The 19,769-nt window shown below is 68.9% G+C and carries 21 protein-coding genes and 1 pseudogene; 5 read left to right on the top strand and 17 right to left on the bottom strand.

Going from position 1 to position 19,769, the window contains the following annotated elements; translation table 11 throughout:
• Nucleotides 1-264 precede the first annotated feature (264 nt).
• The 12 genes from H563_RS0112695 to H563_RS16650 all read right to left on the bottom strand — a co-directional run bounded on the left by H563_RS0112695 (nucleotide 265) and on the right by H563_RS16650 (nucleotide 13,070).
• A complete protein-coding gene (locus H563_RS0112695) occupies nucleotides 265-570 on the bottom strand; it encodes a WXG100 family type VII secretion target (protein ID WP_022882976.1) in 306 nt (101 codons plus the stop codon).
• 96 nt (nucleotides 571-666) lie between these two features.
• Entirely contained in the window at nucleotides 667-1,287 is a 621-nt protein-coding gene (locus H563_RS0112690) for a hypothetical protein (RefSeq protein WP_022882975.1), read from the bottom strand.
• On the bottom strand, nucleotides 1,284-1,904 hold the full coding sequence (locus H563_RS0112685; RefSeq protein ID WP_022882974.1) for a hypothetical protein: 621 nt from the start codon (nucleotides 1,902-1,904) through the stop codon (nucleotides 1,284-1,286). Before H563_RS0112685 ends, H563_RS0112690 begins: the two co-directional genes overlap by 4 nt.
• Before the next feature lie 11 nt (nucleotides 1,905-1,915).
• Nucleotides 1,916-3,346: a hypothetical protein gene (locus H563_RS0112680; RefSeq protein ID WP_022882973.1), complete on the bottom strand. Its 1,431-nt coding sequence runs from the start codon at nucleotides 3,344-3,346 to the stop codon at nucleotides 1,916-1,918.
• Between the two features lie 9 nt (nucleotides 3,347-3,355).
• The gene (locus H563_RS0112675; RefSeq protein ID WP_022882972.1) at nucleotides 3,356-3,694 is read right to left on the bottom strand and encodes a hypothetical protein; all 339 of its coding nucleotides are present in this window, start codon (nucleotides 3,692-3,694) and stop codon (nucleotides 3,356-3,358) included.
• A 90-nt stretch (nucleotides 3,695-3,784) separates the two neighbouring features.
• Entirely contained in the window at nucleotides 3,785-4,600 is an 816-nt protein-coding gene (locus H563_RS0112670) for a hypothetical protein (protein ID WP_155865236.1), read from the bottom strand.
• 21 nt (nucleotides 4,601-4,621) lie between these two features.
• A complete protein-coding gene (locus tag H563_RS0112665; protein ID WP_022882970.1) occupies nucleotides 4,622-6,322 on the bottom strand; it encodes a coiled-coil domain-containing protein in 1,701 nt (566 codons plus the stop codon).
• A 39-nt stretch (nucleotides 6,323-6,361) separates the two neighbouring features.
• The gene (locus tag H563_RS0112660) at nucleotides 6,362-6,940 is read right to left on the bottom strand and encodes a hypothetical protein (RefSeq protein ID WP_022882969.1); all 579 of its coding nucleotides are present in this window, start codon (nucleotides 6,938-6,940) and stop codon (nucleotides 6,362-6,364) included.
• Between the two features lie 118 nt (nucleotides 6,941-7,058).
• Nucleotides 7,059-11,558, bottom strand: coding sequence for an FtsK/SpoIIIE domain-containing protein (locus H563_RS0112655; protein ID WP_022882968.1), 4,500 nt, complete (start codon nucleotides 11,556-11,558; stop codon nucleotides 7,059-7,061).
• 130 nt (nucleotides 11,559-11,688) lie between these two features.
• Nucleotides 11,689-12,252 carry a GNAT family N-acetyltransferase gene (locus H563_RS0112650; protein ID WP_051142752.1) on the bottom strand — a complete coding sequence of 188 codons (564 nt, stop codon included), beginning with the start codon at nucleotides 12,250-12,252 and terminating at the stop codon, nucleotides 11,689-11,691.
• A gap of 252 nt (nucleotides 12,253-12,504) precedes the next feature.
• Nucleotides 12,505-12,822: a hypothetical protein gene (locus H563_RS16655; RefSeq protein ID WP_022882967.1), complete on the bottom strand. Its 318-nt coding sequence runs from the start codon at nucleotides 12,820-12,822 to the stop codon at nucleotides 12,505-12,507.
• A complete protein-coding gene (locus H563_RS16650; protein WP_022882966.1) occupies nucleotides 12,819-13,070 on the bottom strand; it encodes an addiction module protein in 252 nt (83 codons plus the stop codon). The genes H563_RS16655 and H563_RS16650 overlap by 4 nt, the downstream gene beginning before the upstream one ends.
• Nucleotides 13,071-13,180: 110 nt before the next feature.
• Here H563_RS16650 and H563_RS0112630 point away from each other — a divergent pair, with 110 nt between their 5' ends.
• Together H563_RS0112630 and H563_RS16645 are read left to right on the top strand one after the other, a co-directional pair.
• Nucleotides 13,181-13,939, top strand: coding sequence for a class I SAM-dependent methyltransferase (locus H563_RS0112630; protein WP_162138951.1), 759 nt, complete (start codon nucleotides 13,181-13,183; stop codon nucleotides 13,937-13,939).
• A 5-nt stretch (nucleotides 13,940-13,944) separates the two neighbouring features.
• On the top strand, nucleotides 13,945-14,487 hold the full coding sequence (locus tag H563_RS16645) for an AAA family ATPase (protein WP_081416294.1): 543 nt from the start codon (nucleotides 13,945-13,947) through the stop codon (nucleotides 14,485-14,487).
• A 49-nt stretch (nucleotides 14,488-14,536) separates the two neighbouring features.
• Here the strand turns inward: H563_RS16645 and H563_RS0112620 are convergent, their stop codons facing one another.
• Nucleotides 14,537-14,974, bottom strand: coding sequence for an NUDIX hydrolase (locus H563_RS0112620; RefSeq protein ID WP_022882963.1), 438 nt, complete (start codon nucleotides 14,972-14,974; stop codon nucleotides 14,537-14,539).
• A 76-nt stretch (nucleotides 14,975-15,050) separates the two neighbouring features.
• On the opposite strand from H563_RS0112620, the gene H563_RS16640 reads away from it, so the two are divergent.
• The gene (locus H563_RS16640) at nucleotides 15,051-16,292 is read left to right on the top strand and encodes an MFS transporter (RefSeq protein ID WP_022882962.1); all 1,242 of its coding nucleotides are present in this window, start codon (nucleotides 15,051-15,053) and stop codon (nucleotides 16,290-16,292) included.
• Between the two features lie 91 nt (nucleotides 16,293-16,383).
• A pseudogene (locus tag H563_RS17755) lies at nucleotides 16,384-16,506 on the top strand (carboxymuconolactone decarboxylase family protein); the annotation flags it as partial.
• A gap of 6 nt (nucleotides 16,507-16,512) precedes the next feature.
• Here H563_RS17755 and H563_RS0112610 read toward each other — a convergent pair.
• The 3 genes from H563_RS0112610 to H563_RS0112600 are packed head-to-tail and all read right to left on the bottom strand — an operon-like array spanning nucleotide 16,513 to nucleotide 18,347.
• Nucleotides 16,513-17,226: an aspartate/glutamate racemase family protein gene (locus H563_RS0112610; RefSeq protein ID WP_022882961.1), complete on the bottom strand. Its 714-nt coding sequence runs from the start codon at nucleotides 17,224-17,226 to the stop codon at nucleotides 16,513-16,515.
• Between the two features lie 24 nt (nucleotides 17,227-17,250).
• Nucleotides 17,251-17,946, bottom strand: a complete 696-nt coding sequence (locus tag H563_RS0112605; RefSeq protein WP_162138950.1) for a DUF998 domain-containing protein — start codon at nucleotides 17,944-17,946, stop codon at nucleotides 17,251-17,253.
• A 5-nt stretch (nucleotides 17,947-17,951) separates the two neighbouring features.
• The gene (locus H563_RS0112600) at nucleotides 17,952-18,347 is read right to left on the bottom strand and encodes a VOC family protein (protein WP_022882959.1); all 396 of its coding nucleotides are present in this window, start codon (nucleotides 18,345-18,347) and stop codon (nucleotides 17,952-17,954) included.
• A 90-nt stretch (nucleotides 18,348-18,437) separates the two neighbouring features.
• On the opposite strand from H563_RS0112600, the gene H563_RS0112595 reads away from it, so the two are divergent.
• The gene (locus H563_RS0112595; protein ID WP_022882958.1) at nucleotides 18,438-18,992 is read left to right on the top strand and encodes a GNAT family N-acetyltransferase; all 555 of its coding nucleotides are present in this window, start codon (nucleotides 18,438-18,440) and stop codon (nucleotides 18,990-18,992) included.
• A gap of 9 nt (nucleotides 18,993-19,001) precedes the next feature.
• Here the strand turns inward: H563_RS0112595 and H563_RS0112590 are convergent, their stop codons facing one another.
• Nucleotides 19,002-19,673, bottom strand: coding sequence for a hypothetical protein (locus tag H563_RS0112590; RefSeq protein WP_022882957.1), 672 nt, complete (start codon nucleotides 19,671-19,673; stop codon nucleotides 19,002-19,004).
• Nucleotides 19,674-19,769: the final 96 nt, after the last annotated feature.

Below are 19,769 nucleotides of genomic sequence, written 5' to 3'. Positions count from 1 at the left end.
CCCAGCCGACACTACTGACGCCCCCGGCGTGCTGCCGAGCAGGTGCCCATCTGCCCGATCCAGCCGGCACCGCCGCCCACGCCGCTTCACGCGCGCATGCCCGAACCCCGACGCCGCCCCAGACGCCCGAACACCCGCGCAGCCCCGACCCACGCACGCCCGAACACCCCCGCAGCATCTACACCCCCGCAGCACCTACGCACACGCACGCAAAAGCGGGGCCCGATCCGAAGATCGAGCCCCGCTTGCGCCTAGTGCAGTCGCTCAGCTGTTGAGCTGCGAAGCAGCCTGCGAGAGCGACGAGTCCAGCGACTCGAAGCCCGACTGCGCCTGCTTCAGGAAGGCCGACATGCCGTGCAGGCCCGTCAGGGTCTGGGTGACGCCGGTGTTGAACTGCTCGTACGAGCTCTGGAAGGCGCCCGAGGCCAGGTCGGTCTTGAACTGGCCCGAGACCAGCGAGTCCACCGCAGTCTTCAGCTGGGTGAGGATCTGGGTGATCGACTCGTGGTTGGTGTTGATCAGATTGGCGGTCGACGTGATCGCCTCGTAGTCTGCGTTGACGTTTGCCATTGCTTTCTCCTCCTTCAGTCGGTAGGCCCCGCCCACCTGTCCTTTTATTCAGGGACGGCCCCCGGCCATCCGGCTTGATACCCAAGCTAGGGAACGTCAGGGTGTTTGTGAATGGAGAGCACTCCCCATGTCCTTCCAGAGCACCGTGGCCATCACGGCGTCGAAGAAGTCGATGACCAGCCCGTCGTCCGGGCTCACGGGAACGGTGATGCGGAAGTAGGTCGGCTCCCGATCCTCGCGCGCCATCCAGTACTCCAGGTCGATCCCGGTGAGCGTGTTGCGCTCCCCTCGCGTGATGCGCGGTTCGGTGCGACGCACGACGGCCGCCAACGGATGCTCGATCGCCGTGGCATCCGGCACAGATCGCAGCAGCCTGTCCCCCACGAGCTCACCTTCCCGTGGGCCGTCGTCCGGCCATCCCGGCTCGATGGCCATGACGGATGCCGCGAACGGCACTCCCTCCATGAGCTCGAAGGCCATCGCGAAGAGGCTCGCGCCGGCCTCGAGAGCCATCAGCGCCGCCTGCTCGGCGTCCTTGCGCATCTCGACGCGCAGCTTCGCCACCCGGTCGCTCTTCGGCATCCGGTCTTTGACGATCTTCGCGATGCGCTTCTTGACCGACTCGGGCTCGGTCATCGGCACGAACGACCACGTGCCGGGAAGCATGAGCAGGTAGTCTCCCGGCGCCTTCAGCACGCCGCGCGCAGCATCCGTCATACTGCGACCCCGTCGTACTCGACCGTCATCGTCGCGACGAGTTCGGTGGTCTGGGCGGCGATGTCCTCGAATGCGATCACGTTGTCGGTGGAGAAGAAGACGTGCACCATCTGGCGTGCACCGGTCGGCAGCACGACGAAGTCCACCCGCTCCTCCATCCACCCCTGCTCGTCATCGGGCTCAGGGTTCACGAGGGCCTGACGGGAGGCGGCGAACGCGCCGACGTCGACGGTGCCCTGCCACTGCTCGACGACGAGATACATCGACTCGTCGTCCTGCTCCTCGAACCGGGCGAGAGCCTCCGCCGCGTCGGCGACGGAGAGCCCCTCCACCATCGGCAGAAGGCTGAACCCCATGACGGCGTTCACCGACCCGGTTTCGGGGTAGGGGATCCACACCGCCGCCGTCAGGTCGAGCTCGGCACCCGCGGGAAGAAGGTTCTCCTGCAGGATCCGCAGCTGCTCGCGCAGCGCGGCCGCCCGTCCGTCCTCCGGCGTGCCGAGCTGCGAAGCCAGCGCCGACGGCCAGTCGAGCGCGCTGCCGTCGAGCGGCACTTCGTGCCACTCCGCGGAGGTGGCGAAGCCGATCGCGACGATGTCCTTGCTCTGCTCAACCACGAGTCACCTCATCACCCGTACGACTTCACAGCCTTCTTGACGTCCGACGGCATCGCGTCGTCCCGGGCTTTGCTCCAGTCGCCATTGGAGATGTCCTTGGCGACGTCGGTGCCCTTCTCCACGGTCTCGATCGCGGGTTTGGCGACCTCGAGTGTGCTTCCGACGGTCATCGCGACTTTGTACTTGGTGAGCCCCTTCGAGATGCCGGGGTAGTCGTTCTCGAGTTCCTTGGCCACCTGATTGAGGCGCCGCAACTCCTTCACGTTCTTCACCGCGTCCTTCGTCTTGAAGTAGACCTCGGTGTTCGTCCACTTCTTCAGCCGGTCGAGCGCGAACTTCTTGGGGCCCTTCCACGCGTTCTTCTCGCGCCACAGCGTCTTCACCAGCTGCCGTGGCTTGTTGAGCACCTGCGCGGCCTCGTCTGCCGCACTCTTGAACTCGCCCAGCTTGCTCGCGTTCTTGAGCCTGTTGAGGTCGCCGATCCCCGCTTTGGCGTTGGTGGTGTTGTACACCTTGCGGATAGCGCTCTTCGCGGGTCCCTTCAGCGACTTGAACGCCTTCGCACTGGCGCCCTCCAGGCCTTCGAGCACGCGGCTGCTCATGGCGCCCTTCAGGCCCTTGAGGCCGACTTCGGCGAGCTTGCCGGCGCCGAAGGCGAGGCCGATGCTCAGCAGGCCCTTCACCCAGTGTCCGTCCATGATGTCTGAGAGCCCGTCGATGATGGAGATCACGGCGAGCGCGGCCATCGCGAACTCGCCGAGGCCAGGGATGAAGGCCATCACGATCAGGACCGGTGTGATGAAGTCGCCGATCTTCTTCAGCACGTGCAGCGCGCTCCTGGCGAAGCTCTTCACGCTGTCCACGGCCTTCGAGAACCAGCCGGGGTCTTTGAGCCCCTGGTTGTTGTGCTCGACCAGGTCTTCGATCTTGTCGGCCGAATGGTCGGCGGGTGTGCCCTTCCAGGACCAGCCCTCCGCCCATTCGCCGTTCTCTCCGAGTGCGTCGTCGTAGGCCTTGCTCGCCGAGCGATAGTCGTCCCACAGATCGTCGTCGCCCGGAGACTTGTCATCCGTGCCCTTGGCGTAGTCGGTGTAGGCGTCGGTCGCCGCCTGATACTTGCTGGTGATGCTGGGCAGCACGACGTTGTTCATGTGATCCTGCGCCTTGCGCAGCGCGACGCTGTAGTCGTGCAGCGCCGTCGCGGTGTCGTGGTAACGCTGGTACGCGCGGTAGACGTCGTCTGCGACGTCGCCTGCGACGCTCTTGATCGCGTCGAACACCTCGCCGACCATGTCGGAGTTGCCGTCGCGGATATTGCTGAGCGTGGCGTGCGCCCGCTTGATCATCTGCGCCACGTCGTGGTACGTCTTCGCGCCGCCGGCCACGACATCCGGGTCGCCCTTGAGCGGCTGGCCCGGCGTGTCCCCCTGGTAGTCAGGCATCGTCCCCCCTCAGTTCTCGCTCTGGCTCTTGCTCTTGCCCGTGGCGTCTTTGGTCTGTTTGACCGCGTGCTTGAGTTCCCGGTCCAGCTTGTCGACGCCGTCGATCACGGCGTCGACAAGCTTCTTGATGTTCTCGATCCCGGTGACCATGTCCTTGCGCTTGTCGTGCCACTTCTTCGAGAAGTCGCGCACCTTGTCGGCCAGATGGTCATGGCCGACCGCGTCCGCGACGTAGGCGCTCGAGTCGTCGGCGGAGTTGAACTGCGTGATCAAGTTCGCGAGGTCGCTCTGCAATTGCGTGATCTTCGGCCCGTCGACCTTGAATTTCGGATATCCGTTACCGCTCACGGTCCATCGCCCTCCCCCGAGTCGTCGCTTGTCAATAACCTATGAAGCCCGCCGCGCGAGGGGAACGGGGAGCGGTACCCATGTCCCGCCTCACGCGCTCTCCGCCATCCCCAGCGGCTTGCCCGCCTTCCAGTACCGTGCGGCCAGCGCCATCCCGGCGACGAAAAGCCCCGCGCCGATGAGGAGGAATCCGAGCCCGAACACGATCGCGCCGATGCGCTCGTCGTCGTCCGACCAACCGATGACGGTCGGCATGGCAATGCCGAAACCGCCGACGACGCCGCCGAGGAACCCCAGCATCACGTCCGCCCGCCACCGGTAGGTGAGCGCCCGCCACCGCCACCGTTCGTCCTCGTCCTCCGCTCCCTTCAGCGCCCTCGTCCCCCGCTCGCGCAGCACCTTGCGATAGTGCACCTTCTTGTACAGCGAGAGGGCCGGGGTGACGCCGAAACCAAGCGCCAAGAATCCGACGATCTCGCGCGAATCGGGGTCATCGCCCGTGAGCAGGTAATTCCACAGCGGCGACAGTTCGATCTCCGCACCGGCCAGCACCGAGGCGATCGCCGGCCCCATGACCAAGAAGAGCCCGGCCACGGCCCCGACGACGGCCCACACCGCGTGGGTTCGCACCCCGAGCACGCGCATCCGCACCATCGTGATCGCGGGCGAGTCGGGGTCGCCTCTGCGGCCCGACGCCCAGTGGATATTGCCTCGGCGCAGCTCTTCGCCGACAAAGAACAGCAGGGCACTGATCACCAGGGAGACACCGAACGTCTCCGGTGCCGAGTTGATCGCCGCCATCAGGGTGAGGCAGAGCGGCGCGGCGCCCACCGCCTCGAGCACGATGCCGATGATCGGATGCCGCGGCCGCTCGGCCCGCACGTCGCCGAGAGCCGGCTCCTTCACCGCGCGCCCCACCCGCTCAGATCACGCCTTCGTCTCGTCGTCGGCGACGGCCCACGCGCGCTCGGCCGCCGCGGGCTTCAGCTCGTCGACCGCCCAGCCGGCCTTCGACCCCTTGAAGACGGATGCCGCGCCCTGCACCTTCCCCTCCGCGAGGTGCGCCTCCCCCTGCCGCGCATGCTCCACGCCCACGGCGAGGTGCGCCTCGCCGTGGCCGGCCGCCTTCGCCGCGGCTTCGTGCGGGTGGGCGTACGTCGACTCGTAGTTGCTCTGCAGCTTGTCGAGCCGCTCGTTCAGGTTCTGCTTGAGCTCGGCGACGCGCTCGGCGTGAGCCTGCTGCAGCTCCGAGCGGTGCTCCTGCAACTCGTGCACCAGCTCGTCGTTTCCGGCCGCCTTGGCGGCGTCGAGGCGCGCCTCAACGTCGGCCTCGCGCAGTTTGAAGTCGCGCTGCGCGAGCTCCTGGCGCTCGGCGAATTGGTTCCGCACCTCCTGCTTGTCCTGCTGCAGCAGCTCGTGCGCGGCCTTCGCGGGGTGGTCGCCGGGGTGCTCGTGCAACTGGATGTGCGCCAAGTGGCTCTTCTCGTGCGCCTCGGCGATCGAGGTGTTGAGGTCGTGGCGGTCCTCGACGAGCTGCACCCGCTCCTGCGCCCGGTCGACGGCGTCCTGGTCGCCGGAGGCCTTGGCCTGCTCCAGCTTCTCCTGCGCGTCGGCCTTGTCGAGCTGGTACTCGCGGTTGATGAGCTCCTTGTGCTCCTTCGTGTCGGCGCGCGCCTCGGCGCGCTCCTCCTTGGCGTTCCAGTCGCCGTTGATGCGGTCGAGCCGGTCGTGCAGGTGCTCTTTCGCCATCGACAGCTGGTACTTCTCCCGGTCGTCGAGCAGCGTGAGCCGCGCCTGAGTGCGCTCGGCGAGCGAGGTGTTACCGGCCTTCTTGGCTGCTGCGAGCTGGGCGGTCAGCTTCTCGCGCGAGCTCGCGTACTGCTTCTTGACCTCGGTGGTGCGGGCGGCGTAGGCCTTCCGTGCCGCCTCGCGGCGCTGCTTCTTCGAGCCCTGCTTCACCACGGCCGCGACCGCGTGGGCGCCGCCGGCCACGGCGGCCGTTCCGGCGAGCCCGGCGACGTCCGAGGTGTGTCCGGCGGCGCCGGCCTTCGTCCCGAGCGTGTGCAGCAGGGCCGAGGTGTCGATCTGGTCGTGCGCGTTGGTGCCGGCCCGGTTCTTGATCTGCGCGGCCTGGTGCCAGTCCACGCGGGCGGCGTCGAGTGCGGCGGCCACCGGAAGGGCCGCGGCGGGCCAGCCGGTCGTGTCGACGGGAGCGTCGGGGTACGTCGCCGCGCTCATCAGCTCGCTCGGCGCCGGCATCGTCGAGCCCGAGAACGCCTCGTTCAGGCTCGCGATGGAGTGCGCGTAGCGGGTCTGCGACGACCCTGCCGCGGTCTGCGCGGTGTGCAGTTTGGTGGCATACCCGCGCAGCTCCTCGGCGACCTGCCGGAAGTGCTGCGCCGCGTGCGTGTACTGGTCGAGCAGCCGGCCGACGTGAGCGTTGAGAGTCCGGAAGTTCTTGCCCTTCAGCTCGTCGAGGTCGCTCGCGGCCTCCTTGAGCCGCTTCATGGAGCGCTCGAGCTGCCCGGCGACGTGGTCGTAGTTGTTGGCCAGCCGGCGCACCCCCGCCGGGTCGCCCGACAGGTCTTGGAACAGCTTGTCCTGCTGCGCCGCAGTGGTCTTCGTCATGATCGTCTTCCCCCTGATCGCATAGTGGGCGCCGTCTACCTAATTCCAGCCCGGCGGCAACTTGATGTTCGTCCAGGGGCCGTCTCCCAAGCCGCCCGGCGTCGGGAGGTCCCACGGCTCCGTCGTCTCCGACGTGTCCGACGCCTCCGGCGCATACGGGTTGGTGTAGCGCACCTTCTGGTTCCCGTACAGCGGGTCGTCGCCCGTGTAGTTGTGGTACGGCGGGTCGTCGTCGTCATCACCGCCGCCACCGCCACCGCCGCCATCACCGCTGCCGCTGCCGCTGCCGCCCGTGTTCTGCGCCGTGTGCTGCTGCGCCTCGCGCTGCTTCTTCGCGGCGGCCGCCAGCTTGCGCTCCATCTCGTCGATCTCGTCCTGCACGTTGCCGATGTGCTTGCGCAGCGCCTGCAGGTGCTCGACCAGGTTCGGCTTGGCCGTCTTGTGCCACGACTGCTCGAACGCGTCGACCTTGGCGGCGAGCATCGGATGCCCCAGCACGTCGTCGCTCGAATTCTCCATGCCGAGCCCGTCATGCAGGTCGTCGATCATCCCCTGTACATGCGACTTGAGCTTGTGCATGTAATGCTCGTCGACCTTGAGCTGATGTTCGCTCGCCACCGTGTCCCCCCGTCGTCATCGCCGCCCCTTATGCGGTGACCCTCACTCTAGGAACGCCCCGGCCGGTACGGAATGGGGAGGCCTCCCCACCCGAGGCGCCGCGCGGCGAGGCATCCGCTCACGCCATCGGCAGCTGCACCCGCACAGCCTTGCCGCGGTCGATGTAGAAGCCGCGACCGGGCGGGAACTCGCTGCGCACCACGCGGGGCAGCGGGGTCTTCAGGATGAGGTCGCCCTCCATCGTCTCGGGCTGCAGCAGCAGGCCGCGGCGGCCGTTCTTCATCTCCGAGTACAGCGGCCACGACGACGACCAGGCGCTCGTGTCCCCGTCGGCGACGAGGAAGTGGTCGCTGCGGCGCACGGCCTTGATCAGCTGCACGAGCGCGGGGTCGGCGACGCCCTGCAGGAAGTCGGGCAGCGACTCGACGATCACCGCGAAGCGGCCTTCCGTCTCCTGGTCCTGCGCGGCGACGGCGAGGTTCTGCGCGAGCACCTGAGCCGCTTCTGTCGTGGTCGCGGCGTCCTCCCACGGCAGGGCGCCGACGAGCACCGAGCGGGGCGTGCCGATGTAGTAGAGGCGCGTCTCGGCATCCGCCCGCTTGAGAGCCCGGGCGATGTCGATGAGCGCGGTCGTCTTGCCGCTGGCCGGGCCGCCGGCGACGAGCATCACACCGCTCGGCTCGAACGGCAGCGGGCCGAGGTCGGTGTCGGCGATGCCGAGCACCGGCTTGCCGTCGGCGGCGTCGGGCAGCTGCGTCGCCGGGTACTCCTTGGGCAGCGAGCCGACAGTCGGCGCGGGCTTGGCGCCGGCGCGCTCCATGGCGCGGGCGAGGCGGGCGACCGCCTCGCTCTGCTCCTGCACCGAGGTCGACCCGCCGAGGATGGCGATCTGGGTCTCGTAGTCGTCGACGATGGCGCGGCCCGGAGGCGACCCGGGGCCGACGACGTCGCGGGGCACGCCGAGCATGCGGAACTCGTCCTCGGTCATGCGCAGCACCACCTGGCGCTGCACGGCGGCCGACAGCCAGGTGGGCACGGCGCCGGCGCGGTCGGCCGTGAACGCCACGTGCAGGCCGAGGCCCCGGCCGTCGGAGAGGATCGAGCGGAACGTCGCCCACGCCGCCGCCCGGCTGGTCACCGACTCGTACTCGTCGCGGAATGCCTGCAGCCCGTCGACGAGCAGCAGGATGCGCGGGAAGTCGTGCCGGCCGGTCAGCGACCGGTACTCGACGATGTTCGACGCGCCGGCCGAGGCGAACAGCTCGGCGCGGGTCTCCAACTCCTGCTCGAGGGTGCGCAGCAGACGGATGATCCGCTCGCTGTCGTCGCCCGCGATGACGGCGCCGACGTGCGGCAGCTGGTCGATCATGCGCAGCGCCGCGGTGCCGAAGTCGAGGGCGTAGACGTGCACGGGGCCGCCGCGGGGCGTGACCGCCGCCGCGCAGGCGAGGGTGCGCAGCACGGTCGACTTGCCCGAGCCGCCGGTGCCGTAGATCACCAGGTGGCCGTCCTGATCAGGACGGAAGTACATGGTCTGCTGCTCCTGGCGCTCGGGCATGTCGGCGACGCCGAGCAGCAGTTCGGCATCCGTGCGCTGTCGCAGCTTGCTCAGGTCGTACACGGGCGCGAGCTCGTCCAGCCACGGCCGGCGCGGCGCGGGGATGGCGGCCAGCCGGCTCGCCGTGCGCATCGTGCTCACCAGGCGCTGCTGGTCGTTCGGGCCGAGGTCGTGCTTCTCGTCGACCTTCGCGGGGGCGGCCTTGTCCTCCCACTTGTTCTCGCCGCCGAAGCGCAGCTCGGCGACCTCGATGTCGGCGCGCTCGGGCTCGGCGCTGGTCCAGCCGCCGGCGTAGCCGGACTGGAACGCGGCGAGCCGGCCCGGGCCGGTCTTCGCGTAGCCGCGGCCGGGCAGCGACGGGTCGATGTGCGCGGAGTCCTTGACGCCGATGACGTCCTGCGAGTCGCCCTCGTCGGCCATCCGCAGGGCGATGCGCAGGTTGGTATTGGCGCGCAGGTTGTCCTTGATCACGCCGGCCGGGCGCTGCGTGGCCATGACCAGGTGGATGCCGAGCGAGCGGCCGCGCTGGGCGATGTCGACCACGCCGTCGACGAACTCGGGCACCTCACCGACGAGGGCCGCGAACTCGTCGATGACCAGGATCAGCGCCGGCGGGCTCTCGGGGTCGCCGCGCTTCTCGAGCTCGAGCAGGTCCTTCGCCTTCTTGCGGTTCAGCAGGTGCTCGCGGTAGTGCAGCTCGGCGCGCAGCGAGGTGAGCGCGCGGCGCACCAGGTGCGGCGAGAGGTCGGTGACGAGGCCCACGCAGTGCGGCAGGTTGACGCAGTCGGCGAAGGCGGATCCGCCCTTGTAGTCGACGAAGAGGAAGGTGACCCGGTCGGGCGAGTACTCGGCGGCCATGCCGAGCACCCACGCCTGCAGGAACTCGGACTTGCCCGAGCCGGTGGTGCCGCCCACCAGCGCGTGCGGCCCCTGCGTGCGCAGGTCGAGGTGCATCGCGTCGTACCCGGCCGAGCCGACGATGGCGCGCAGCTTGCCCGCCCGCCGCGGCGTGGGCGGCGCCCCCGAGCGGTCGTGGATGGAGCTGTTCTGCTGCCACCGGTCGACGACCGCTTCGCCCGACTCGGCGAGCTCGTGGCCGAGCAGCGTGACGAGCGAGATCGACCGGGGCAGGTCGCTGGAGTCGGCGACCGGCGCCCCGGCGTCGATCACGGGGGCCATGGCGTGGCCGTAGCTCTGCGCCCGGTCGCGGCTGATCGGCTCGACCTCGACGTCGGTGATCTGCTCGCCGAGGCGCACGAGGCCGACCTCCGCGTGACCTTCCTCGTCGAGCGAGAGGTACGAGCGGCAGACCGCGGGCAGTCCGGAGACGTCGTCGGCGACCCAGATCGGGTACACGCCGGCGTCGGCGGCCTGCTCGGCGAGCTGGATGAGCCGGCCGCGGTCGACCGGGGCGTCGTTCGAGATCAGCACGACGATCGCCGGGATCGGCGACGGCGTGCCGCCGCTCTTGTCCTTGCCGACCTCCTGCCCGCGGTCGAGCGCCGCCGCCTCCTGCGTCATCGCGCCGCGGCGCTGCGCCTGCCGGCGGTTCTCGGCCAGCCGATCCTCGACGATGTCCTCGAGCTTGGCCAGCAGCTGCGCCGCGCTCGACTCGCTGTCGGCCAGGTGCCCGCCCTCGATCGGGCTGTGCGGGCTCGAGGTGTGCGGCATCCACTTCAGCCACTCCACCTCGCGCGACCAGCGCGAGCTGACGATCGCGCCGACGACCAGCTCGGCGGGCGAGTGCAGCGCCGTGAGCTGCACGAGCAGGCCGTTCAGCGGCCCGACCGTGTGCAGCGCGGGCCCCGCGACGCCGATGGCGCCCGCGTCGTAGAGGTTCTCGGTGATCGGCACGCCGGCCAGCGTGCGGTGCGTGTCGACGACCTTGTCGAGCCGGGTCTGGTACTCGGGCAGCAGCCCGCGCCGCCGGTCGAGGCGGATCGTGTTGCGCGACACCATCGACCCGACCCCCAGCCGCACGTTGAGGAACGACCAGTGCTCGGGCCGCCGCGTCCACAGCAGTGGCGCCCGGCGCACCGCGGCCTCATAGGCCTCCTCGGTCGACGGTGTCTCCTTGAGCCGCTGCTCCTTCTCCTTGGCGCGCTCGTGCTCCAGCGACTGGGTGAGCCCTTCGAGCCCTTCCTCGAACTCGGCGATCGACCGCTTCTGCCGGTTGGCCCGCTGCCGCTTGCCCATGATCCAGTTGCCGCCGGCCATGACCGGCGACATCGCGGCCATCATCAGGCTCAACGGGTTCTTGGTCATCACGTACATGCCGCCGGCCATCAGGATCGGCGTCATCATCGCGAGGATCGGCAACGGCGGGTTCTCCTGCTCCCGCGGCACCTCGGGCACGTTGAATTCGATGCCCTCGTAGCGCGCCTCGACGCGCGGCGAGCGGTTGAAGAGCACGGGCCCGGTCGTGGCGGGCGCGGCGGCGACGGATGCCTGCTCGGCGGCCTGCTGCAGCGGAACGATCTCGAGCTGGGTGTCGCCGACGAGCACGCGCACCGGCTGCCTGACCGGCAGGCGGTCGACGTTGCCGCCGTCGACGACGAGCCCGTTGGCCGAGCCGAGGTCGACCAGCTCGACCGATCCGCTCTGCGCCTGCAGGCGCGCGTGCCGCTTGGAGATGAGCGGGTCGTCGAGCACGATGTCGCACCCGGGGTCGCGGCCGATGATCACGTTCCGCGGCGGGATCGGGAACTCCCGGCCCGCCTGCGGGCCGTCGAGCACGCGCACGCGCGCGACGGGGGCGAGGGATGCCCGGCGGACCGTAGCGCCGTGGTTCGTCGCATCCGTCAGGGCGATCGTCGCGCCGTCGCCGATCAGCGCCTCGCCGATGGGGATGTCGGGGTCGAGCACCTCGGGCCGGTCGAGGCCGGGCCGGGCCACCGACAGCGTCAGCCGCCGCCCCTCGCCGGCCTTCCAGACGTCGCCCTTGGCGTCGAGCCGGGCGATCGCGCCGGCCACCTCGGCGACCTGGGCGACCGCGTCGGTCGTGACGACGATGTCGTCGGAGTCGGCGGCCTGCCTGGCGAGCGTGACCTTCAAGCGCACGTGCGATCCCCCTGACCCGGCGTCATTCCCGTTCGAAGCAGAACACTAGTCAGTTCACGGATGCTCGTGCGTCGCCGCCATGGGGAGGAGTGCCCACGGGGCAGACGGCGACGGCGCGGCGCGGCCGCGCTCAGTGCAGCACAGCCCCCAATTGCTCGCGCGAGAGCGGGCGGTCGGCGTAGACGAGTCGGATCGCCGTCTCGTCGGGGTTCCCTGCGTCCGGGCCACGCCACGCGAGCTCGAAGCCGAGCTTGACCGCCACTCGCGCCGATGCCGTGTTGTGCTCGAGCAGGTACGCCACGACCGGCGTCTGCGGACGCACGATCTGCGCCTGACGCACCGCCTCTCGGGCGAGCTCGGTGGCGTACCCGCGCCCGTGCTGCTCGGCGGCGATCCGGTAGCCGAGGTTCCAGACGACATCGCCCACGAGGCTGCAACCGCCATAACCGATCACCCGTTCGTCGCCGCGCAAGCGCACCGCCCACGCGCCGAGGCCGGCGGCATCCCAGCTCGCCGTCCAGCGCTCCAGCAGGGAGCGCGTCTGTGCCGGGCAGGCATGCCGCCCGCTCGGGAAGTGCTGCCACACCCGCGGGTCGCTGGCAATCGCGAACAGCTCGTCGAGGTCGTCGGCCGTCGGCCGGCGCAGGTCGAGCCGGTCCGTGAGCACGGCGCGCTTCACTTCGGGATCTGTCACATTCCGATACTGCCGCAGCGACGACGGCGAGTTGCGTCGGATGCGATGCGCCAGGGGCGACCGAACTCAGGACAGGATGCACGTCGAGGTTCATATCCAATCGGGTTCGCCCTCCTCCTGAATTCGGCCTCGGCAGGCCCGCCGCTGGACCGAAGCGGGAGAGAGCACGGAGAAAAGCGGCAACGGCCCCGTTGTGCTCACGCTGCAGTACGTCACCCATCGTGAGCGCCGCGCGCGGAGGCTGCCGGGTCGTCAGTCTTTGAGCCGGTGCGCCCAGTAGGCAGGTCGACGACGTTCGTGCGCGTAAGCGATGATCACGATCTCGTCGCCGAGGACGATGTACTTGATGTCGTATCGGAAGCCGGCGACGCTGCGCGTGTGGACCGGCGGGTCAAAGCGTCGACCGCGATGCAGCCCCCAAGAGTGCGGGGCGTCGGCAATGCTGCGGATCGCCGCCTCCACTGCATCAACGAAGCGGTCGCCCCAGCCTGCGCGCTCCGCCTCGAGGAGCAGGGCGGCCTCGAGAAGTTCGGCCCGCGCAGCTTCATGCTCGCGCCAGCGATAGGTCACTTGCGGCGGGCGGCGAGTTCAGCGCGGACCTGCGCGAGCGTTTCGGGTCCATCGACCAGGTTCGCGCTTCCGTCCAGGACCTCTGCGACGCGCTTGCTGATCTCCTCGTCCCAGGCGGCGTCGATCTCCGCCTGCCCGGCATCGGTTTCTTGCTCGACGCTCTGACGCAGCATCCGCGCGGCCTCGAGCCGCTCCTCGGGCGTCAGCGCATAACCGGCCTCGAGGTATTCAGCCAGCGTCTGTTTCATGCGTCGAGTGTACGAGCGAGCGACGACATCGGGCAGGACCGCGTGACCGCGAACTCACAGCCCGGTGCGGCTCGTCGTCTAAGTGGCGCGCTCCCATTAGCGTGACGGACGTGGGGCTTGAGACTCGCGGCGAGGCGGCGTCTGCTGCTTTCCAGGAAGCACGGCGAGAAACGGTGCGGTATCACGAGGAGTTGTATTCCGCGGTGACGCTCGGCCAGCCTGGCACCTGGCTGGCGAAGCCGCACCGGCTGCTGTCCGCTGCCGTCGCCCTCCTCGCGCCGCGCCATCCGGTGGTCGCGTATGACCTCGGTGCAGGGGTCGGCCGCCACACGATCCCGCTGCTGCGCGCCCTTCCGGAACGTTCGACCGTTTACGCCGTCGATCTGCTGCCCTCGGCGGTGGAATCGCTCGCCACCTCGGTCCCCGCTGACGTCCGTTCAATGCTGAAGACCCGCGCGGCGGATCTGGCCGACTTCGAGTTCGAGGAGCCGGCCGACCTCATCCTGGCCTTCTCGGCGATCGAGCACCTTCCCGATCTCGCAGCGATCGCGCGCCTGCTGGAGCGCGGACGCAGGGCGCTCAATCCGGGTGGTGTGGTCGCGATCGGTGTCGTCGCGGATCGCTACGAGACCGACGACCACGGCCGCCGACGTCCTGCCCTCCTCGAAAGCGCGATCACAGCAGACCAAGCGATCGAGGTGCTGCAATCAGCGTTCGACGGCTTCGAGGTGGCCGAGCAAGTGTCTCGCCCGGCCCGAGTTCGCGAAGAGAGAGGCGAGGAGGGCTACACCCTCGCCTCGACGCTCGTCACGTTCCTCGCGAAGCGGGCACAGGAGAAGACTCCTCGCGCCGCTGCACTTCCTGCATGAACTAGGTGGTTCGCAAGCAGAGCCTTCCGGCAGGTCGAAACACGCCCTGTAGGGTCGCTCCCGTGTTGGTCGTGCTGCGGGGGAACTCGGGATCGGGGAAGAGCACCGTCGCGAGGCTGCTGCAGCAGGAGTTGGGCTGGCCGACAGCAGTGCTCGAACAGGATTACTTCTGCCGGGTCGTATTCGACGAAGCAGACCAGCGACGCTTGGCGCATGCCGATCTGCTGGAAGTCGCCGCTGTGCACTGTCTCGACCAGGGACATCGTGTTGTGCTCGACGGCATCTTCAATGCACGCCTTTACGCGGGCATGCTTCAACGGATCGCGGAGCACGCTGACGACGCACGGTTCTCCGCTTTCGACCTCACTTTTGAAGAGACGGTCCGGCGGCACGCGATGCGTCCGAAGGCGTCGACGTTCGGCGTTGAAGAAATGCGGTCGTGGTTCCACGGCTGGCAGCCGCTTCCGTTCGTGAATGAGCATCGGATAGGCCCTGAGCTCGACCCGGAAGCGATCGTCAACCGCATCCTCGCGGCATCCGGTCGTTAGCTGCCGCGTCACCTCGGCTCCAATGGAGTGCCCGCGGGACGATGCCAAATCATTCGGCTGCCGGCCGCAGGACCCAGGCGTGGAGGAGTTCGACCGTTCCACGAGGGTAGAGAGGTCGGTCGAGCCCGCTGATCGGCCGCCAACTGACCGGACTGCCTTCGTCGAGGATCTGCAGTCGCGCGTCGAGGGGGACCGCGTCGAGTTCGTCGGACTCGACGCCGAAGATGTGGACGATTTCGTGTCCTGGCCGGCCTTCGTACTCGAAGATGTTCTCGCTCACGCCCAGTAGTTCGACGTTGGACAGAGCGACGTCCAACTCTTCGCGGAACTCCCTGCGAAGCGCCGCTTCGGCCGTCTCGCCAAACTCGATGCCTCCCCCGATCGCGCGATGGAAGGGCTCGTTCTTCACCGTGTCGAGTCCGTCGAGCACCAGAACGTGACCCGCGCGCACGGGCAACCCCACGGCGACGTTTCGGATCGACGGCATGAGCTCAAGCCTACGGAGCGTTCAGCGCGTTGGCGCATCGCCGCTGACCACCCGCGGTGGTCTAGCGTGGGTGCCCGTGGGGGAAGCGACCAGCGACAGATCGTTTCGCAAGATCTGGGTCGCGACGGGGTTCGGCACAGCGGGTGAAGCGCTCACCGAGGTGGCGTTCCCGCTCGTCGCGGTCGTGAGCTTCCACGCCTCGAGCTTCGCGACGTCCGCGCTGATGGCTGCCGAGCAGGTCTCGTGGCTCGTGCTGGGGTTGTTCGCGGGCGTGCTTGTCGACCGCGTGAACAAGGGCCGGCTTCTGACGATTGGCACCGTCGGGCGTGCGATCGTGTATGCGTCGGTCCCCGTCGCGGCTTTGCTCGGATGGCTCACCCTCGCCCAGTTGTTCGTGGTCGCCGCCGTGTCCGGAGTGCTGTACGTCGTCACCTCCGTCGCCCAAGACGCAGTGACACCAGAACTCGTCGAACGGGCCCAACTCACCAACGCCAACAGCCGCCTGTCATCGACACAGACTGCAGCCTCACTGGTCGGCCGAGGCATCTCCGGTCTGCTCGTGCAGACGATCGGAGCCCCACTCGCAATCGCAGCCGACGCGATCGCAACAGGTACAGCCGGCATCTTGTACGCCACCCTCCCCGCCCCACATCAAGTGCGCCCGCGACGCATCCGCGTTTCCGAGATCTTCGCGGAGATCCGAGAAGGGCTGGGCGCGACCTTCCGCGACGCGACCATCCGCACGCTCGTCATCGCCGCCGCGACCAGCAACCTTCTGACCGCGGCGCAGTCCGCATTGAGCATCCTGTTCCTCGTTCGAACCCTGCATGTGCCCGTCGCTCTCACCGGGGTTCTGCTTCTGTCATCGAGCGCCGGCGGCCTCATCGGCGCACTGGCCTGCGCCCGCGCCGAACGGCGCTGGGGCAGCGGCCGACTTTGGCGAGTTGCACTCGTCGCCGGCCCGGCCGTGGGGATGCTCGTTCCGTTCGCCTGGCTCGGTGCAGGGGTCGCCCTCTTCGCAGTCGGCTCGTTCGGACTGAGCCTGGCGTTGGCCATCGTCAACATCGTCAGCTTCAGCACCAGGCAGGCCGTCTGCCCGCCGGAGCTGCGCGGGCGCGTGTCCGCATCCTCTCGCTTCACGACCTGGGGCGTCATCCCGATCGGCCTGCTGCTCGGTGGCATCATCGGCAGCACCTTCGGCATCCGCACGGCAATCGCCGCCGTGGCCGTCGCCTACTTCGTGCCCGCGCTGGTCAGCCGGCTGTCGCCGCTCCACCTGCGTGCCGATCTGGCACAGACCGGGCGCCCGCGCGCCTAACGAGGACTGCTGTCCGTGAGAGCGTGAGAGACAGAACTCCTCGCCCAGCTGTCGCCGCGCAGCCGCAGATGACACGTGTGCGCACGCCACCCCGCAACAGATCATTGAGGCGTTTCTGCACTCCGCCGTCTACTGCGGGTTCCCTCGCGCGCTTAATGCCACCTTCGCCGCGAAGAAGGTGTTCGCCGAACGAGGGTTCCTGCCGGCCGCCTGACTGCGGTCAGTCCACGTCAACTCCTGCCCGCCGCGCGGCTTCGGTCGCATGGACAATCGTGGAATCGATGACCGGAAGCAGACCGCGGCCGATGGCGTCGACGCCGAAGAGAAGCAGGTCGGTGCACCCGAGGATCACCGCGTCCGCGCCATGGTCGGCGAACCAGCCGACGGTGTCCTGCAGGAGTTTCAGCGAAGCATCCGTTGTGATGCCTCGGCTCGCCTCTTGGTCGATCATGCGATCGATCTGCGTCACAACCCCATCCGGCGCAGCGAGCACGCTCGCCCCGTGCTGCTCGGCCGAGCGCTGGTAGCGCCCGGACTCGAGCGTGCGACGGGTGGACAGGAGGCCGAGCCGGCGCGCGCCCGCACTCAGCGCGGCGTCGATCGTCGTCGCGAAGATGTCGAGCAGCGGCAGGTCGAGGCCGGCACCCTCGGCGATGACCGAGCCGGTGTTCGAGGTGACGACCAGAAAATCGGCGCCGGCGTCGCGAAGCGACCGCGCCGCCTGCGCGATGAGCCTCTCGGCCTCGTCCGTGCGCCCCTCCTCGTCGAGGGCGAAGAAGCGGTCGGTGTCGAGCGTCGCGTACACCAGCCGCAGTCGGTTCACGAGCCCATCACCGCTGGGTTCGGCGGCGGCGCGTTGGATCGCATCCAGATACACATGATCGGTCGCCGGGGCGAAGCCGATGATGCCGGGGACGAGCGATTGGGCGGTCACCCTGTCAGCCTTGCACGCGCGGTCTCACAGGTGACCTTCTGTAACGCCGGTGGCCGCGCCAGCCGGCCGCGCGCCGGCTTCTCGTCTGGTCGTCGCCCCCAGTACGCCGAGCAGCACATACCAGGCGAAGATCTCGATGACGAGGATGCGCTCCCACAGGCCGAGCGTGCCGCCGCCCGCGACGGTGCGGATGTCCTCGAGCGGCGCACTGGTGAAGTAGCCGGCCAGTGCAAGTGCGGTGAGTGCGCCCGCGGCGACGAGCGCGATGCCCAGCATTCGATGCCCGGGCGTAGCCCACACGAGGCACCCTGCCGTGGTGAATCCGATCACGGGGAAAGCGCAGGCGATGTTCGCGCCGATGACGTGCATGAATGCGGCCGGGCTGTCGAAGGGGAAGAAGCCGCAGATCAGCATCCCCACCAGCGGGATCAGCAACATCGTGGTGACCGTCGCCAACCGTCCTCGCGGAAGGTCCGCGAACAGGCTCCCGCGCAGCCCGATCACTCCGATGAGCATCAAGAGCGCGGAGACGACGAACGCGACGTCGAGACCGAGCCCGCCCGGCGCGGCGGCGAGCACGCTGATCTGCTGCCGGATCGCCGAGTACCCGCGCCAGCCCGCCGCGAGCGCGAAGAAGGTGGCGGTGAACACGACGGGGCCGAGCACGGCTCCAAGACAGAGCCGGCCCGGACGTGTCCTCGCGCCCGCACCGAGCGCCATCCCGCTCACTCGAGCTGCGCCGGCTGGAGGACGTCGAAGAGGTTGCCGTAGAGGTCGGCGATCACGGTCTGCGTGCCCCATGGCGCCTTCCGGACGGGCTCGACGAGTTGCACGCCGTTCTGCTTGAGCCGAGCGACGGTCTCGTCGATGTCGTCCGTGAAGAGCGTGAGCGTCATGCCGGGGAACTGCTTGCCCAGCCGCGCCCAGTCCTCCTCGGTGGTCGCCTTCTCGAATACGACGACGGTCTCGCTGCCGGCTGCGGGCGCGACTTTGACGATGCGGATGCCCGGCACCGGTCTCGTGTCGGAGACGAGCGTGAAACCGAGCTTGCCGACATAGAAGTCGATCGCCTCGTCGTAGTCGCGCACCGTGATGGTGATCTGACCGAACGCCGTGAACATCCGTCCTCCACCTGGCTAGTGGCCACTGGACCGCATGCTAGGCAATGGACGCTCGCGCCGCACCAGGTCTGCCCGGAGTAGCCTCGCGGCATGACCGTGCAGGTCCTTTCCGCCACGGGACGGTTCGCTGACTTCGCCTCGTTCATGGTGCCGAAACGCGGCAGAGGATGCGTGTGCATCGCCTACCGCAACTCGTCGCTGGACATGCCTGGTCGAGTGGCCCACATGGAAGCCGAATGCGCGACCGAGCCGGGGCCGGGCGTCCTCGCCTACGTCGACGGGGAGGTCGCGGGGTGGCTGTCAGTGGCGCCGAAGGCCACATTCCGCGCGCTGGTCAACTCGCGCACGATCCCGCACATTGACGACGAAGACGTGTGGTCGGCGAACTGTTTCGTCATCCGCGCCCCGTTCCGCAGGCGCGGGCTGATGCATGAGCTGCTCGAGGGCGGCATCGCCCACGCCCGCGAGCACGGCGCGGTGGGAATCGAAGGGTACCCCGTGGAGGCCGCCGGCACGAAGATCGACCAGACGAGCGCCTACGTCGGCACGGTCGAGCTCTTCGAGGCCCATGGCTTCGAACGCGTACAACTCACCGCCGGCAAGCGCGGCGGCAGGCCCCGCTGGCTCGTGAGGCGGCCGCTGTGAGGCCCCAGCTCACCCGTCGAGCAGGAACTGCTTGCTCTGCCGCGACGCGATGCCGTCGACCGTGACCTTCAGGTGGTACGACGAGCCGCCGGCCGGTGCGGCAGGGCGTTTGCCCGAGCACGTCGTCGTCGACGACCGGGTGCGGTCCCATGCGATCGGGGTCGAGGTGAGGGTCTTGTTCGGCTGCAGCTTGATCTCGGTGTGCTCGGGGTTCTTCTGGCAGTCGGTCGAGCGCCAGTACACGTCGCTGCCGCTCGAGATCGTGTAGACCTGCACGGCCGTGCCGACGTCGATGGTGCACATCACGCTTCCGGTGTTCGTGATGGAGAAGGAGAGCAGCGGCTGCTGGTCGGAGCCGTAGTGCGAGGCATCCGTCAGCGCCTCGATGTCGATGTCGCTCGCCTGGCACGGCTGGCCCGCGGCGCGCGCGGTCGGGGTGGGCGTGCTCGAGGCGGTCGGCGTCGCCGTGGCGGCCGTCGACGACGTGTGAGAAGCGGATGGCGCAGCCGACGCCGCGGACGCGTGCGGCGCCTCGCCCTGCGCTCCCCCGTGCGATCCGGGCCGCGTCACGATCAGCACCACGACCGCGATCACGGCGAGGAGGCCGAGCAGCACCACGATCCTGCGACGCCAGTACACGCGCGGCGACCGGCGGCCGACGGGGTGCTTGATCGTCGACATGAGGGCAGATTAACCGGGGGCGCCGGGCCGCCTGCCGAGGCGCGCCGCCGGTTGCCGCGCACCCGCGGCGGGGGTTAGGGTCGAGGCATGCGCACG

The organism is Gryllotalpicola ginsengisoli DSM 22003, from assembly GCF_000419445.1.
In the GTDB taxonomy this organism is placed as follows: domain Bacteria; phylum Actinomycetota; class Actinomycetes; order Actinomycetales; family Microbacteriaceae; genus Gryllotalpicola; species Gryllotalpicola ginsengisoli.
The sequence above is the reverse complement of the archived record's forward strand: the minus strand, read 5'-3'. Positions and strand labels throughout refer to the sequence as shown.

Coding starts and splice junctions, on each gene's coding strand:
- H563_RS0112695 (WP_022882976.1), bottom strand. CDS start 570: ATGGCAAACGTCAACGCAGACTACGAGGCGATCACGTCGACCGCCAAT.
- H563_RS0112690 (WP_022882975.1), bottom strand. CDS start 1,287: ATGACGGATGCTGCGCGCGGCGTGCTGAAGGCGCCGGGAGACTACCTG.
- H563_RS0112680 (WP_022882973.1), bottom strand. CDS start 3,346: ATGCCTGACTACCAGGGGGACACGCCGGGCCAGCCGCTCAAGGGCGAC.
- H563_RS0112665 (WP_022882970.1), bottom strand. CDS start 6,322: ATGACGAAGACCACTGCGGCGCAGCAGGACAAGCTGTTCCAAGACCTG.
- H563_RS16650 (WP_022882966.1), bottom strand. CDS start 13,070: ATGAAACAGACGCTGGCTGAATACCTCGAGGCCGGTTATGCGCTGACG.
- H563_RS0112620 (WP_022882963.1), bottom strand. CDS start 14,974: ATGCCGTCGATCCGAAACGTCGCCGTGGGGTTGCCCGTGCGCGCGGGT.
- H563_RS0112605 (WP_162138950.1), bottom strand. CDS start 17,946: ATGGCGCTCGGTGCGGGCGCGAGGACACGTCCGGGCCGGCTCTGTCTT.
- H563_RS0112600 (WP_022882959.1), bottom strand. CDS start 18,347: ATGTTCACGGCGTTCGGTCAGATCACCATCACGGTGCGCGACTACGAC.
- H563_RS0112595 (WP_022882958.1), top strand. CDS start 18,438: ATGACCGTGCAGGTCCTTTCCGCCACGGGACGGTTCGCTGACTTCGCC.
- H563_RS0112590 (WP_022882957.1), bottom strand. CDS start 19,673: ATGTCGACGATCAAGCACCCCGTCGGCCGCCGGTCGCCGCGCGTGTAC.